At 56.6% G+C, this 12,832-nt stretch carries 14 protein-coding genes; 10 read left to right on the top strand and 4 right to left on the bottom strand.

Annotated features, from left to right (window positions below; all coding sequences use genetic code 11):
- Nucleotides 1-108 precede the first annotated feature (108 nt).
- Nucleotides 109-1,527, bottom strand: coding sequence for a glutamine synthetase family protein (locus ACR42C_RS10470; protein WP_302218665.1), 1,419 nt, complete (start codon nt 1,525-1,527; stop codon nt 109-111).
- Between the two features lie 214 nt (nt 1,528-1,741).
- Between ACR42C_RS10470 and puuD the strand changes: the two genes are divergently transcribed.
- From puuD to ACR42C_RS10425, 9 genes are all read left to right on the top strand, one after another.
- A complete protein-coding gene (gene puuD / locus ACR42C_RS10465; RefSeq protein ID WP_302218667.1) occupies nt 1,742-2,506 on the top strand; it encodes a gamma-glutamyl-gamma-aminobutyrate hydrolase in 765 nt (254 codons plus the stop codon).
- A gap of 25 nt (nt 2,507-2,531) precedes the next feature.
- The gene (gene puuR / locus ACR42C_RS10460; protein ID WP_013096835.1) at nt 2,532-3,089 is read left to right on the top strand and encodes an HTH-type transcriptional regulator PuuR; all 558 of its coding nucleotides are present in this window, start codon (nt 2,532-2,534) and stop codon (nt 3,087-3,089) included.
- Nucleotides 3,090-3,246: 157 nt separating this feature from the next.
- Nucleotides 3,247-4,740 (top strand): aldehyde dehydrogenase PuuC, encoded by a 1,494-nt coding sequence (puuC, locus tag ACR42C_RS10455; RefSeq protein ID WP_163329117.1) that lies wholly within the window; start codon nt 3,247-3,249, stop codon nt 4,738-4,740.
- Nucleotides 4,737-6,017, top strand: coding sequence for an NAD(P)/FAD-dependent oxidoreductase (locus ACR42C_RS10450; RefSeq protein WP_479985092.1), 1,281 nt, complete (start codon nt 4,737-4,739; stop codon nt 6,015-6,017). The genes puuC and ACR42C_RS10450 overlap by 4 nt, the downstream gene beginning before the upstream one ends.
- A gap of 25 nt (nt 6,018-6,042) precedes the next feature.
- Complete coding sequence (puuE, locus tag ACR42C_RS10445) at nt 6,043-7,314, top strand: 4-aminobutyrate transaminase (RefSeq protein ID WP_233002442.1); 1,272 nt, start codon at nt 6,043-6,045, stop codon at nt 7,312-7,314.
- A 150-nt stretch (nt 7,315-7,464) separates the two neighbouring features.
- Nucleotides 7,465-8,952 carry a carboxypeptidase M32 gene (locus tag ACR42C_RS10440; RefSeq protein ID WP_316379014.1) on the top strand — a complete coding sequence of 496 codons (1,488 nt, stop codon included), beginning with the start codon at nt 7,465-7,467 and terminating at the stop codon, nt 8,950-8,952.
- 228 nt (nt 8,953-9,180) lie between these two features.
- The gene (asr, locus tag ACR42C_RS10435) at nt 9,181-9,555 is read left to right on the top strand and encodes an acid resistance repetitive basic protein Asr (protein ID WP_479985188.1); all 375 of its coding nucleotides are present in this window, start codon (nt 9,181-9,183) and stop codon (nt 9,553-9,555) included.
- Between the two features lie 92 nt (nt 9,556-9,647).
- Nucleotides 9,648-9,731 carry a small membrane protein YdgU gene (gene ydgU / locus ACR42C_RS10430; RefSeq protein ID WP_021241182.1) on the top strand — a complete coding sequence of 28 codons (84 nt, stop codon included), beginning with the start codon at nt 9,648-9,650 and terminating at the stop codon, nt 9,729-9,731.
- A 102-nt stretch (nt 9,732-9,833) separates the two neighbouring features.
- The gene (locus ACR42C_RS10425; protein ID WP_479985091.1) at nt 9,834-10,655 is read left to right on the top strand and encodes a trypsin-like serine peptidase; all 822 of its coding nucleotides are present in this window, start codon (nt 9,834-9,836) and stop codon (nt 10,653-10,655) included.
- A 38-nt stretch (nt 10,656-10,693) separates the two neighbouring features.
- On the opposite strand, the gene mdtI is transcribed toward ACR42C_RS10425, so the two are convergent.
- From mdtI to ACR42C_RS10410, 3 genes are all read right to left on the bottom strand, one after another.
- Nucleotides 10,694-11,023 carry a multidrug/spermidine efflux SMR transporter subunit MdtI gene (mdtI, locus tag ACR42C_RS10420; RefSeq protein WP_116340271.1) on the bottom strand — a complete coding sequence of 110 codons (330 nt, stop codon included), beginning with the start codon at nt 11,021-11,023 and terminating at the stop codon, nt 10,694-10,696.
- Complete coding sequence (gene mdtJ, locus ACR42C_RS10415; protein ID WP_320719635.1) at nt 11,010-11,372, bottom strand: multidrug/spermidine efflux SMR transporter subunit MdtJ; 363 nt, start codon at nt 11,370-11,372, stop codon at nt 11,010-11,012. The genes mdtI and mdtJ overlap by 14 nt, the downstream gene beginning before the upstream one ends.
- Nucleotides 11,373-11,490: 118 nt before the next feature.
- Nucleotides 11,491-11,661: a protein YdgV gene (locus tag ACR42C_RS10410; protein WP_420094871.1), complete on the bottom strand. Its 171-nt coding sequence runs from the start codon at nt 11,659-11,661 to the stop codon at nt 11,491-11,493.
- 133 nt (nt 11,662-11,794) lie between these two features.
- Between ACR42C_RS10410 and ACR42C_RS10405 the strand changes: the two genes are divergently transcribed.
- Entirely contained in the window at nt 11,795-12,829 is a 1,035-nt protein-coding gene (locus tag ACR42C_RS10405; RefSeq protein WP_479985090.1) for an AI-2E family transporter, read from the top strand.
- Nucleotides 12,830-12,832: the final 3 nt, after the last annotated feature.

Raw genomic sequence — 12,832 nt, 5'->3', positions numbered from 1 at the left:
TCCCGGGAGATAGCTGGCGTGCCAGCGAACAGTTAGGCCAGGCTCCGCGCAGGCCGTTTGGTGATACGTATGCGATGAAACAAAGCGGCCCCTTACCGGGGCTCGTCATCAGGCGTTTTTCAACATCCACTCAATTTCTGTTTCGGTAATCAGGCGTTCAAACTGCAGTAACTCATCATTTTTGCAGGCGTGATATACGTGGCAGAAACGTTCGCCCAGCCGCTCGCGAAGATGATCGTTTTGCATAAATTCCCACAGCGCATCGCTCTGACGGATCGGGAACGGCAGCCCGTCCTGCTCCAGACCATTGCCTTCCACTTCTTCCTGCAGGGGTAAATCGTTATCCAGCCCGTGAAGAATGCCGGCAAAAATCGCCGCCATCACCAGATACGGATTCGCGTCTGCTCCCGCCACCCGGTACTCGACCCGATGGTTATGGCGATCGCCGCAGGGGATACGCAGGGCAACCGTGCGATTATTGTGTCCCCATGATGCCTGCGTCGGCACGTACATTCCCGGCTGGAAACGGCGGTAGGAGTTGACGTTAGGTGCCAGCAGCGCCATGGACGCCGGCATCAGATCGATCATCCCGGCCAGCGCGCGTTTCAGCAGCGCGGAATCCTCGCCGCTGGCGTCTGCGAGCACGTTTTCGCCTCTGTTGTTTTGTATGCTGATGTGAATATGCATCCCGCTGCCCGCATGCTCTTCATACGGCTTTGCCATAAACGTGGCGTGCATCTTATGTTTTTCCGCCATCTGCCTGACGAGACGCTTTAGCGCCAGCGCATCATCGCAGGCGTCGAGCACGTTTTCCGTATGGTGCAGGTTAATCTCAAACTGGCCCGGGGAGGCCTCAGCCACCGCCCCGTCGGCGGGGATCAGCTGCAGCTGCGCCAGCTCGTCAATGTCATTCAGCACGTCAGCAAAGTGGTTCAGGTTATCTACCGAGTAGACCTGGCTCTGCGTGTTACGCACGTCGGTCCCCGGCGCGCAGGGCGGCTGCAAATAGCCGTCGGCATCGCGTTGACGGTCAAGTAAATAGAACTCCAGCTCTACCGCTACCACGGGGAACAGACCGCGCTGGCGCAGCTGCTGCCAGAGTCGGTTGAGTACGTTCCGCGGCTCAACGTCAAAGGGAGCGCCATCTTCATCAACCATGGTGAGCTGCACCTGACCAATGTATTCCGGGTCGGCGGCGGACGGTGTCAGGGTGCCCGGTACCGGCACGCAGATACAGTCCGGCTCGCCGAGCTCCTGCCCCAGCCCCGCCTCTTCCACGACGTTACCCAAAATGTCCATGGCGAAAACCGATGCCGGGAAATAGCAGCCTTTTTCAAGCTTGTTCAGTCCGGCAACCGGGATACGTTTGCCGCGAAAACAGCCGTTCAGGTCGGTCAGGAGGACATCAATAAACTGGGTGTCAGGATACTTTTCTAAATAGCGCTTCACTTCCTGCGTAAAGGCGCTGCCCCGCCTCTCGTCCGTGTGCTGCACAAAGTTCTCAACTTCTACGATATTGGTTTCCATGATTTACCACCGTTTTTGGGATTTGCGTTCGCTGCTCTGGACTGTCAAATATAATGTCCACCCTATCGAATCTGTATGCAAATAAAATGTTTGTCAAATGTTAAATTAAGTTTGCAAAAGGCAGATCTCGTTGCTAGATTGAGAAAATATTGAACGAAAAGGCCGTTTCACAGGCGAAAATGGCCTAAATTTAGTCCACTTTGTGAGGGCGATCATGGAAAATATAATGAACAAGCCAGTTATTGGCGTGGTGATGTGCAGAAACAGGCTTAAGGGTCATGAGACCCAGACCCTGCAAGAAAAGTACCTGAATGCCATTATTAACGCGGGGGGCTTACCCATTGCCTTACCGCATGCGCTGGCAGAGCCAGAGCTACTTACCGCTCTGCTGCCCACCCTGGACGGGATTTACCTGCCGGGCAGCCCAAGTAACGTGCAGCCGCACCTTTATGGTGAAAACGGCGATGAGCCTGACGCCGATCCCGGGCGAGATCTTCTGAGTATGGCGCTGATTGGTGCCGCGCTCGAAAGGCGCATCCCCATTTTCGCCATCTGCCGGGGGCTGCAGGAAATGGTTGTTGCGACGGGAGGGACGCTGTATCGCCGCCTGTTCGAGCAGAACGACCTGCTTGAGCACCGGGAAGACCCTGAACTGCCGGTTGAGCTACAATACGCCCCGTCTCATGAAGTTCAGGTTCAGGAGGGAGGACTGCTGTCTCAATTAATACCAGGCTGTAACACATTTTGGGTAAACTCGTTACACGGGCAAGGTGCACGAACGTTAGGACCACGGCTTCGCGTGGAGGCCCGCTCGACGGATGGGCTGGTCGAAGCGGTCAGCGTTCAGGACCACCCTTTTGCCCTCGGCGTGCAATGGCACCCCGAATGGAACAGCAGCGAGTACGCCCTGTCACGCATGTTGTTTGAAGGTTTTATCACCGCCTGTCAAAGCCACATTGCCGAGAAGCAACGGCTTTGACCTCTACCGTAAAGGAAATGCAACTATGAGCGATGACGGACTGGCGCCAGGGAAACGTCTGTCTGAGATCCGCCAGCAGCTGGGTCTCTCGCAGCGGCGTGCCGCCGAACTGTCTGGGTTAACACACAGTGCCATCAGCACCATCGAGCAGGACAAAGTCAGTCCTGCCATCAGTACGCTGCAAAAGCTGCTGAAAGTTTATGGGCTGTCGCTCTCGGAATTCTTTTCGGAACCGGAAAAACCTGATGAACCGCAGGTGGTTATTAATCAGGAAGACCTTATCGAAATAGGCAGTCAGGGGGTTTCGATGAAGCTGGTTCATAACGGAAATCCGAACCGTACGCTGGCGATGATTTTTGAAACTTACCAGCCTGGAACCACGACCGGAGAGAGGATCAAACACCAGGGTGAGGAGATTGGTACGATACTGGAAGGTGAAATAGTGCTGACCATTAATGGTCAGCCTTATCACCTGGTTGCGGGGCAGAGCTATGCCATCAATACCGGCATACCGCACAGCTTCAGCAACACCTCGGCAGGCATCTGCCGCATTATCAGTGCCCACACCCCCACCACGTTCTAATAACCACTCAGTCCCGGCGTAAGCACGCTTACGCCGGGACAAATAAAAACGATCAATGTCGGCATTCAACGGGTTAATTCCCGGGATGCCTCACGGCTTCGTATTGCCTGAAACGGCCATGCCTTTATTTATCTGATTGCGAAAGAAAGGAGTGAATATGCATTTTCAGCACCTGACTTACTGGCAGGATAAAGCAAAAAACAGCGCCATTGAGACCCGGTTATTTATTAACGGTGCCTATTGTGACGCCGCCGATAACGCCACGTTTGAAACCGTCAATCCTGCTACCCAACAGACGCTGGCGAACGTGGCCCGCGGCAAGCAGGCGGACGTAGACCGTGCGGTTCAGGCCGCGCGTGAGGTATTTGAGCGCGGTGACTGGTCGCAGGCGTCTCCGGCGCAGCGCAAGGCCGTGCTGAATAAGCTCGCCGATTTGATGGAACGCCACGCCGAAGAGCTGGCCTTACTGGAAACGCTGGACACCGGTAAACCCATCCGCCACAGCCTGCGCGACGATATTCCCGGCGCGGCTCGCGCCATTCGCTGGTACGCCGAAGCGGCGGATAAAGTCTACGGCGAAGTGGCGCCTACGGGTCCAGGCGAGCTGGCGATGATCGTGCGCGAGCCGATCGGGGTGGTCGCGGCCATCGTCCCCTGGAACTTCCCGCTGCTGCTGGCCTGCTGGAAGCTGGGCCCGGCGCTGATCGCGGGCAACAGCGTGGTATTGAAACCGTCGGAGAAATCGCCCCTCACCGCCCTGCGGCTGGCCGGGCTGGCGAAAGAGGCGGGCCTGCCTGACGGCGTGCTGAATGTGATAAGCGGTTACGGCCACGAAGCGGGACAGGCGCTGGCACTGCATCCTGAAGTCGAGGTGCTGACGTTTACCGGCTCTACCCGTACCGGCAAGCAGCTGTTGAAGGACGCGGGAGAAAGCAACATGAAGCGCGTCTGGCTGGAGGCGGGCGGCAAGAGCGCCAACATTATCTTTGCCGACTGTCCGGACCTGGACAAGGCCGTGAGCGCGACCGCCGCCGGGATTTTTTATAACCAGGGGCAAGTCTGTATCGCCGGTACCCGCCTGCTGCTCGAAGACAGCATCGCCGATGACTTCCTGGCAAAGCTAAAAGCGCAGGCCCGTCACTGGCAGCCGGGCGATCCGCTCGACCCCGACAGCACGATGGGAATGCTCATCGACGCTGCGCACGCCGATACCGTCCACACGTTTATTCGCGAGGGAACAAGGAAAGGTACGCTGCTGCTGGACGGGCGGGAACAAGCATGGCCTTCCGCAGTGGGTCCCACAATTTTTGTCGACATCGACCCAGCCTCCCCGCTGTGCCGGGAGGAGATTTTCGGGCCGGTGCTGGTCGTCACCCGTTTTAAAACCGAAGAAGAAGCCTTAACGCTGGCCAACGACAGTGAATATGGGCTTGGCGCGGCGGTATGGACCCGCGATCTTTCCCGCGCGCACCGCATGAGCCGCCGTCTGAAAGCAGGCTCGGTCTTCGTCAATAACTATAACGATGGCGATATGACTGTACCTTTTGGCGGCTATAAGCAGAGCGGCAACGGTCGCGACAAGTCCCTGCACGCGCTGGAAAAATTTACCGAACTGAAAACCATCTGGATTGCCCTGGAGCCTCAATCATGACCGAACATACCACCAGCTACTACGCGGCCAGCGCGAACGCTTACGAACCTTTCCCGACGCTAAACGAGTCGATCAGCTGTGACGTGTGCGTGGTGGGCGGCGGCTATACCGGCCTCTCCTCCGCGCTGCATCTCGCCGAAATGGGCTACGACGTGGTGCTCCTTGAAGGAGCGCGCATCGGTTTCGGTGCCAGCGGACGCAACGGCGGCCAGCTGGTTAACTCCTACAGCCGCGATATCGACGTGATTGAGAAAAACTACGGCCCCGATGCCGCCAGAGTCCTCGGGAGCATGATGTTTGAGGGCGGGGAAATCATCCGGGAGCGTATCCAGCGCTACCAGATCCAGTGCGACTATCGTCCCGGCGGGCTGTTTGTGGCGCTAAACCATAAGCAGCTGGAGACGCTGGAGGAGCAAAAAGCCAACTGGGAACGCTACGGCAACACGCAGCTGGAGCTGCTGGACGCTAACGCCATCCGCCGGGAAGTTGACAGCGAACGCTATACCGGCGCGCTGCTGGACCGCAGCGGGGGACACATTCATCCGCTGAACCTGGCAATCGGCGAAGCGGACGCCATTCGCCTCAACGGCGGGCGGGTGTATGAACAGTCCCCGGTGACCGCCATTCAGCACACCAGCCCGGCCGTGGTGAGCACGCAGCATGGCCAGGTGACGGCCCGCTATGTGATCGTCGCCGGGAATGCCTATCTGGGCGATAAGATAGAACCGGAGCTGGCAAAACGCAGCATGCCCTGCGGCACCCAGGTGGTGACCACCGCCCCGCTGCCGGAAGCGGTCGTCCGCACGCTGATCCCCAATAAATACTGCGTGGAGGATTGCAACTACCTGCTGGATTACTACCGTCTCACCGCCGACAACCGCCTGCTGTACGGCGGTGGCGTAGTCTATGGCGCGCGCGATCCGGACGATGTCGAGCGTCTGGTGATGCCAAAGCTGCTGAAAACCTTCCCGCAGCTGGCAGGCGTCAAAATCGACTACCGCTGGACGGGCAACTTCCTGCTGACCCTGTCACGCATGCCGCAGTTTGGTCGTCTGGACAATAACATCTATTACATGCAGGGCTACAGCGGTCACGGCGTGACCTGCACCCACCTGGCCGGACGGCTGATCTCGGAACTGTTGCGCGGTGACGCCGAGCGCTTTGATGCGTTTGCCAACCTCCCGCACTATCCCTTCCCGGGCGGTCGCAGCCTGCGGATTCCATTTACGGCGATGGGCGCGGCGTACTACAGCCTGCGCGATCGTCTTGGCGTATGATCGTTTCGACAAAAGGGTATCTGACATGAGTAACCAGGAATTTCATCAACGCAGACTTTCTGCCACCCCGCGCGGCGTAGGCGTAATGTGTAATTTCTTTGCCCGCACGGCGGAGAATGCCACCCTCACCGACGTGGAAGGCAATGACTATATTGATTTCGCCGCCGGGATAGCGGTACTGAATACCGGCCATCGTCACCCTGAACTGGTGGCCGCAGTGGAAAAACAGCTTCACCAGTTCACCCACACGGCCTACCAGATTGTGCCGTATGAAAGCTACGTTTCCTTAGCCGAAAAACTTAACGAGCTGGCCCCGGTGCAGGGCCCGGCCAAGACGGCGTTCTTCACAACGGGCGCGGAAGCGGTGGAAAATGCCATTAAAATCGCCCGGGCCCACACCGGCAGACCGGGTGTGATTGCCTTCGGGGGAGGCTTTCATGGCCGAACCTATATGACCATGGCCTTAACCGGCAAGGTCGCGCCCTATAAGCTGGGGTTTGGTCCGTTCCCCGGGTCGGTTTATCACGTGCCGTATCCCTCTGAGCTGCACGGCATTACGACGCAGGATGCCATCACGGCGATAGAGCGCCTGTTCAAAGCGGATATTGAGGCGAAACAGGTGGCGGCGATTATTTTTGAACCCATCCAGGGTGAAGGCGGATTCAACGTCGCCCCGCCAGAGCTGGTGGCCGCCATCCGCCGCATCTGCGATGAGCACGGGATCGTGATGATTGCTGACGAAGTGCAGAGCGGCTTCGCCCGTACGGGTAAACTGTTTGCCATGGAACACTACGCGGACAAGCCCGACCTGATGACGATGGCGAAAAGCCTGGCAGGCGGAATGCCGCTGTCCGGCGTGGTGGGCCGCGCCGAAATCATGGACGCGCCGGCTCCCGGCGGTCTGGGAGGAACCTATGCAGGCAACCCGCTGGCGGTGGCTGCCGCGCACGCGGTGCTGAATATTATCGACAACGAGTCACTGTGCGCCCGCGCCTGCCATCTGGGCGATCGACTGAAAGCCACGCTGGAGGAGATTCAGGGCAGCTTTCCTGCGCTCGTGGCAATAAGGGGAAGAGGATCGATGATTGCGGCGGAGTTTTTTGACCCCGAGAGCCGTGAACCTTCGGCCGCCATCGCGCAGGCGATCCAGCAAAAGGCGCTCGCCCAGGGCCTGCTGTTGTTGATCTGCGGCCAGTACGGCAACGTGATCCGCTTCCTTTATCCGCTGACGATTCCGGATGCCCAGTTCACCCAGGCGCTGGCGATCCTGCAACAGGTTATGCGTGATAAGTCCTGAGTGCCCACCGAAAACCGTCTCCCGGAATGCCGGGGACGGTTTCAACGGAGGAGATCGGCACAGATTTCCTCTGTGTGGGAAATGTTGGGGAATTTGGTCTGTTTCATTGTATGCTCCATGAAACACATCCCTGGCATGAGGAAATAAGAATTGCAAAAAACATCAGCCTATCAATCACTTGTCAAAACCTTCCAGCGTCTCTCCCGCTTCTCGCACCTCTCCTCCATCGCCAACTGGGACATGTTCACCATGATGCCGCCAGGCGGCAGCGCCGCGCGCGGTGAAGCGCTGGCGGAAATGAGCGTTCTGCAACATCAGATCCTGACCGATAAAAAAGTCGGCGATCTGTTAGCGGCCGCAGCAGGAGAAGATCTGAACGACGTTGAACAGGCTAATCTGCGCGAAATGACGCGCCACTACCAGCAGGCGACCCTGCTGCCGGAATCGCTGGTGGAAGCCAAATCGCTCGCGGGAAGCAAATGCGAGCACGCCTGGCGCACACAGCGCCCCGCCAACGACTGGCAGGGCTTTTCCGCCAACCTGAAAGAAGTGGTGAAACTCAGCCGCGAAGAGGCCCGCCTGCGCGCCGAAGCTAAAGGCTGTACGCCATACGACGCGCTGCTGGACATTTTTGAGCCGGACATGACCAGCGCCCGCCTGGACGTGCTGTTTGGCGATATGAAAACCTGGCTGCCGGACCTGCTGGCAAGCGCGGTGGAGAAACAGGCTCAGCGGTCGTTCGTTCCGCCGCAGGGCCCCTTCCCGACGGCAACCCAGCGCGAGCTGGGTCTGGAAGCCATGAAGATGCTCGGCTTCGATTTTAACAGCGGACGGCTGGACGTAAGCGCGCACCCGTTCTGTGGCGGCGTTCCGGAAGACGTGCGGATCACCACACGCTATGATGAAGACGAACTGCTCAGCGCGCTGTTTGGCGTGATCCACGAAACCGGACACGCGCGCTATGAACAAAACCTGCCGCGTACGTGGGCAGGCCAGCCCATCGCCCTCGCCCGCTCAACCGCGATCCATGAATCCCAGAGCCTGTTCTTTGAAATGCAGTTGGGGCGCAGCGAAGCCTTCCTCAAGCACCTCCTCCCTGCGGTACATGCCCGCTTTGGCAGCCAGGCAGCGTTTAGCGAAGAGAACTTTATTGCCTGGAACCAGCGCGTTAAGCCTGGCTATATCCGCGTCGATGCGGACGAAGTGAGCTACCCGGCACACGTGGTGCTGCGCTATGAGATTGAGCGCGCGCTGATCAACGGCGAGATCGAGGTGGACGATATCCCCGCCCTGTGGGATGAAAAAATGCAGGCCTGGCTCGGGTTATCCACCAAAGACAACTACCGCAACGGCTGCATGCAGGATATCCACTGGACCGACGGCGGGTTTGGTTACTTCCCGTCATACACGCTGGGCGCGATGTATGCCGCGCAGCTGTTCCATGCGGCAAAGACCGCGCTTCCGGGACTGCAGGCTTCCATCGCCGAAGGCGATTTTTCCGCCCTCTTTGAGTGGCTGCGTCAGAACATCTGGCAGCACGGCAGCCGCTTCAGCACGTCGCAGTTAATCACCCAGGCGACGGGCGAGGATCTGAATATTCGTTACTTCCGCGAACATCTGACCTCGCGCTATTTGTAATCTGTTTGGCCGGGGGTGAGGGACCTCAAGTAAAAGAGCCGTATGTTCCCCCTCACCCCAGCCCTCTCCCTCAAGGGAGAGGGGGTCGTCCGTGCAGAACCCCGGCCTTGTACATATGGTTACACGCCGATACCAATCACTCACGGAAACCCCGAATTTACAGGGATATAGTTATTTCAACGGCCCCGCAGTGGGGTTAAATGAAAAACCAAATTCGAGGGTATGAACATGAAAAAAGTATTAGCTCTGGTTGTTGCCGCTGCTATGGGTCTGTCTTCTGCTGCGTTTGCTGCTGAAACCACTGCTGCACCAGCGGCTGCGGCACCTGCTGCAACGACCACCGCGGCGCCAGCAAAAACCGTACATCACAAGAAACACCTTAAAGCCGCTAAACCGGCTGCAGAACAAAAAGCGCAGGCGGCTAAAAAGCACCACAAAAAAGCCGCTAAACCAGCCGTAGAGCAAAAAGCCCAGGCGGCGAAAAAGCACCATAAAAAAGCGGCTAAACCAGCCGTAGAGCAAAAAGCCCAGGCTGCGAAAAAGCATCACAAAAAAGCAGTAAAACACGAAGCTGCTAAACCAGCTGCACAGCCAGCTGCGTAAGAGTACAAGCTTAACCGTGCCCTGCGGGGCACGTTGGTAAACCGGCGCTGAACCGGAAAAGGTTCTGCGCCGTTTTTTTATCCGGAGGGCGTATGCTGCGACGCTATCGGTTTGAGCTGATTCTGATCCTGCTTATTTTATGCGCGCTCATCGCAAGCCATTTTTATCTTTCCTGACTGTAGCACGCTGATTTTACTCCCACTTTAGCGCCGTCCCGTCTATAGTATTTTCATAGGGTTCACTTTTAATAATCATAATTACCCCCACCAGAGTGTGATATGCGTAAATCTGTTGTGTTGTTGCTGGGAACGTTTGGCCTTTTTTCTGGATTTTCACAGGCGGATGATGGCGATGATGGTGCCATTAGCGCGAAAGAGCTAAAGACGCTTTTTTTCGGTCATGACGATCGTACTCGCGTCTCCGACTCTACCCAGGCCCCCTGGGATGCGATCGGGCAACTGGAAACCGCCAGCGGTAACCTGTGTACTGCAACCCTGATTACCCCACAATTAGCTCTGACGGCGGGCCACTGCCTGTTGACGCCACCCAACGGTAAGCCAGACAAAGCGGTAGCCTTACGATTTGTGTCGCAAAAAGGGATCTGGCGCTATGAAATCCACGGCATTGAAGGCCGGGTTGATCCTTCTCTCGGGAAGCGCCTGAAGCCGGATGGTGACGGCTGGATAGTGCCGCCCGCGGCAGCCTCATGGGATTTTGGCCTGATTATTTTACGCTACCCGCCTTCGGGTATTACGCCGCTGCCCCTGTTTGACGGAGATAAAGCGGCGCTGACCGCCGCGCTGAAAGCCGCCGACCGCAAGGTGACGCAGTCTGGCTATCCGGTCGATCATCTGGATGCGCTCTACACCCACACGGACTGTATCGTGACGGGCTGGGCACAAACCAGCGTGCTTTCGCACCAGTGCGATACGTTGCCGGGCGACAGCGGTTCACCGCTGATGCTGAAAACCGATAACGGCTGGCAGCTGATTGGCGTTCAAAGCTCCGCCCCGGCGGCGAAAGACCGCTGGCGAGCCGATAACCGGGCCCTGTCCGTCACCGGCTTTCGCGATAAGCTGGAAGCGCTGGCTAAAGAGTAAGCCAGCGCGGCTGTCGTTAAGTAAGGGTTTCCGATTGATCAGGCGAGTTTTATCATGATCATGCCCGCAAGCAGCAATATCAGCCCTATCCAGCCTTTATTATTTAAACGCTGCCCGAAAAGCACCCACCCGGCGGCCAGGGTGGCGGCGATACCAAAACCGCCCCACAGCGCATAGGCCACTGAAAGATCGATACCTTTGACCGCTTGTGACAGGGCGCTAAACGCTCCCAGCACCGCGGCAATCGACATCAGGCCGTATATTTTACGGCGAAAACCGTCGGAGAATTTCAGCAGAACGTTAGCGAAAATTTCCAGCACGATAGCGAAGCCCAGCCAGGCCGCATGAACCCATTCAAACTGTTGCATGGTTCTGCTCCTTCTGCTGTTTAGCCGGTTTACGGGTACCTGATTTAATCAGCACGATGCCCGCAACCAGCGTCGTTAATCCTGCGATTTTCATTGTTGTTAATGTTTCGTCAAATATCAGGACGCTGAACAGCGTAATCAATAAAATACCAATACCTTCCCACAGCGCATACGCCACGCCCAGCGCAATTTTTTTCACCGCAAACGAAAGGAAAATATAGGAAAGTGAAATCATCACCAGCATTAAAATAAAACCGGTATTACCCTCGCTGACGCTTGCCCACTTCATAGACAGCGTGCCGGTAATTTCAGCGACAATCGCCAGAGCTAATAAGATCCAGTAAAACATGTTTTTCTCCTGCTTGAGAATATAATCCATCGTGGCCTGCCGCATGCAGCAAACCCAAAAAATATGAAATTAAATCAGACAGCTAAGCGCGTAGCGCCAGCTCAGGCAGAAGAGATAACTATAGTGCGGTGCGCCAGTGTTGCTCACCAGCAAGCAGGGAGAAGGAGGTGGTAAATACAGCAGTGTTGTTTGAAGAATACGTCCTGAACAAATTGTCCATAAAATTACAATTATCCGCGTTGTTGCTTCTCGTCTTTGCGGATGAAAATTGTCCTCGGTAGTTGAACACGCTAGATTTGTACCATAAGCCAGGATTTTACTCAAAGTCTTTTCAATTCTTTACCCGTCCCGTTTGATTTTGGTTAGTTTATTGCAGGGCGTTTACCCTTTATTATGAAGAAAAAGCGTTTTTCGGAGTCACCATGGCTAAACCCATTATTACCCTGAACGGGATAAAAATTGTCATCATGCTGGGCATGCTGGTGATCATACTGACGGGCGTTCGTTTTGCCGCCGACATCATTGTGCCCTTTATTCTGGCCCTGTTCGTTGCGGTGATCCTTAACCCGTTGGTACAGCGCATGACACGGCTGCGCATCCCGCGCGTGCTGGCCATTACCCTGCTGATTAGCGTCATTATTTTCGCCATGGTGTTACTGGTTGCTTATCTGGGTACCTCGCTGAACGAACTGGCGCGAACGCTGCCGAAATACCGCTCCTCGCTGGCGATACCGCTGCTGCAGCTTGAGCCCTGGCTACAGCGCGCGGGAATAGAAGTCTCCGTTGAGGAGCTTCTTAAATATATCGACCCTAATGCGGCCATGACGATCGTCACAGGCCTGCTGACGCAGCTTTCCAATGCCATGACCTCCATTTTCCTGCTGTTTTTAACGGTCGTGTTCATGCTGCTGGAGGTGCCACAGCTGCCCGCAAAGTTACAGCATATTATGGTTCGTCCGGTTGAAGGAATGGGGGCTATTCAGCGCGCGCTGGACAGCGTTTCCCGCTATCTGGTACTGAAAACCGCCATTAGCCTGGTTACTGGGGTGGTGGTCTGGGGAATGCTGGTGGCGCTGGACGTTCGCTTTGCGTTCGTCTGGGGGTTACTGGCGTTTGCGCTCAACTACATTCCCAACATCGGCTCCGTGCTGGCAGCGATCCCCCCTATTCTTCAGGTGCTGGTGTTCAGCGGATTTTATGATGCGCTGATTCTGCTGGCCGGCTATCTGGTGATTAATCTGGTATTCGGTAATATTCTTGAACCACGAATGATGGGACGCGGGCTGGGGCTTTCGACGCTGGTCGTCTTTTTGTCCCTGATTTTCTGGGGCTGGCTGCTCGGCCCCGTAGGCATGCTGCTCTCCGTTCCGCTGACCATCATCGTGAAGATTGGTCTGGAACAGACGGCGGGCGGGCAAAGCATCGCCGTACTGCTGAGCGATATGAGCCATCAGTAGCCG

Source organism: Enterobacter sp. MG-EB028 (genome assembly GCF_056673305.1).
The sequence above is the reverse complement of the archived record's forward strand: the minus strand, read 5'-3'. Positions and strand labels throughout refer to the sequence as shown.

What these genes read in the sequence shown, in the direction of transcription:
- ACR42C_RS10450 (WP_479985092.1), top strand. Translation starts at nt 4,737, where the DNA reads ATGACCGAACATACCACCAGCTACTACGCGGCCAGCGCGAACGCTTAC.
- asr (WP_479985188.1), top strand. Translation starts at nt 9,181, where the DNA reads ATGAAAAAAGTATTAGCTCTGGTTGTTGCCGCTGCTATGGGTCTGTCT.
- mdtJ (WP_320719635.1), bottom strand. Translation starts at nt 11,372, where the DNA reads ATGTTTTACTGGATCTTATTAGCTCTGGCGATTGTCGCTGAAATTACC.
- puuC (WP_163329117.1), top strand. Translation starts at nt 3,247, where the DNA reads ATGCATTTTCAGCACCTGACTTACTGGCAGGATAAAGCAAAAAACAGC.
- ACR42C_RS10425 (WP_479985091.1), top strand. Translation starts at nt 9,834, where the DNA reads ATGCGTAAATCTGTTGTGTTGTTGCTGGGAACGTTTGGCCTTTTTTCT.
- mdtI (WP_116340271.1), bottom strand. Translation starts at nt 11,023, where the DNA reads ATGCAACAGTTTGAATGGGTTCATGCGGCCTGGCTGGGCTTCGCTATC.
- puuE (WP_233002442.1), top strand. Translation starts at nt 6,043, where the DNA reads ATGAGTAACCAGGAATTTCATCAACGCAGACTTTCTGCCACCCCGCGC.
- ACR42C_RS10470 (WP_302218665.1), bottom strand. Translation starts at nt 1,527, where the DNA reads ATGGAAACCAATATCGTAGAAGTTGAGAACTTTGTGCAGCACACGGAC.
- ACR42C_RS10405 (WP_479985090.1), top strand. Translation starts at nt 11,795, where the DNA reads ATGGCTAAACCCATTATTACCCTGAACGGGATAAAAATTGTCATCATG.
- puuR (WP_013096835.1), top strand. Translation starts at nt 2,532, where the DNA reads ATGAGCGATGACGGACTGGCGCCAGGGAAACGTCTGTCTGAGATCCGC.
- puuD (WP_302218667.1), top strand. Translation starts at nt 1,742, where the DNA reads ATGGAAAATATAATGAACAAGCCAGTTATTGGCGTGGTGATGTGCAGA.
- ydgU (WP_021241182.1), top strand. Translation starts at nt 9,648, where the DNA reads ATGCTGCGACGCTATCGGTTTGAGCTGATTCTGATCCTGCTTATTTTA.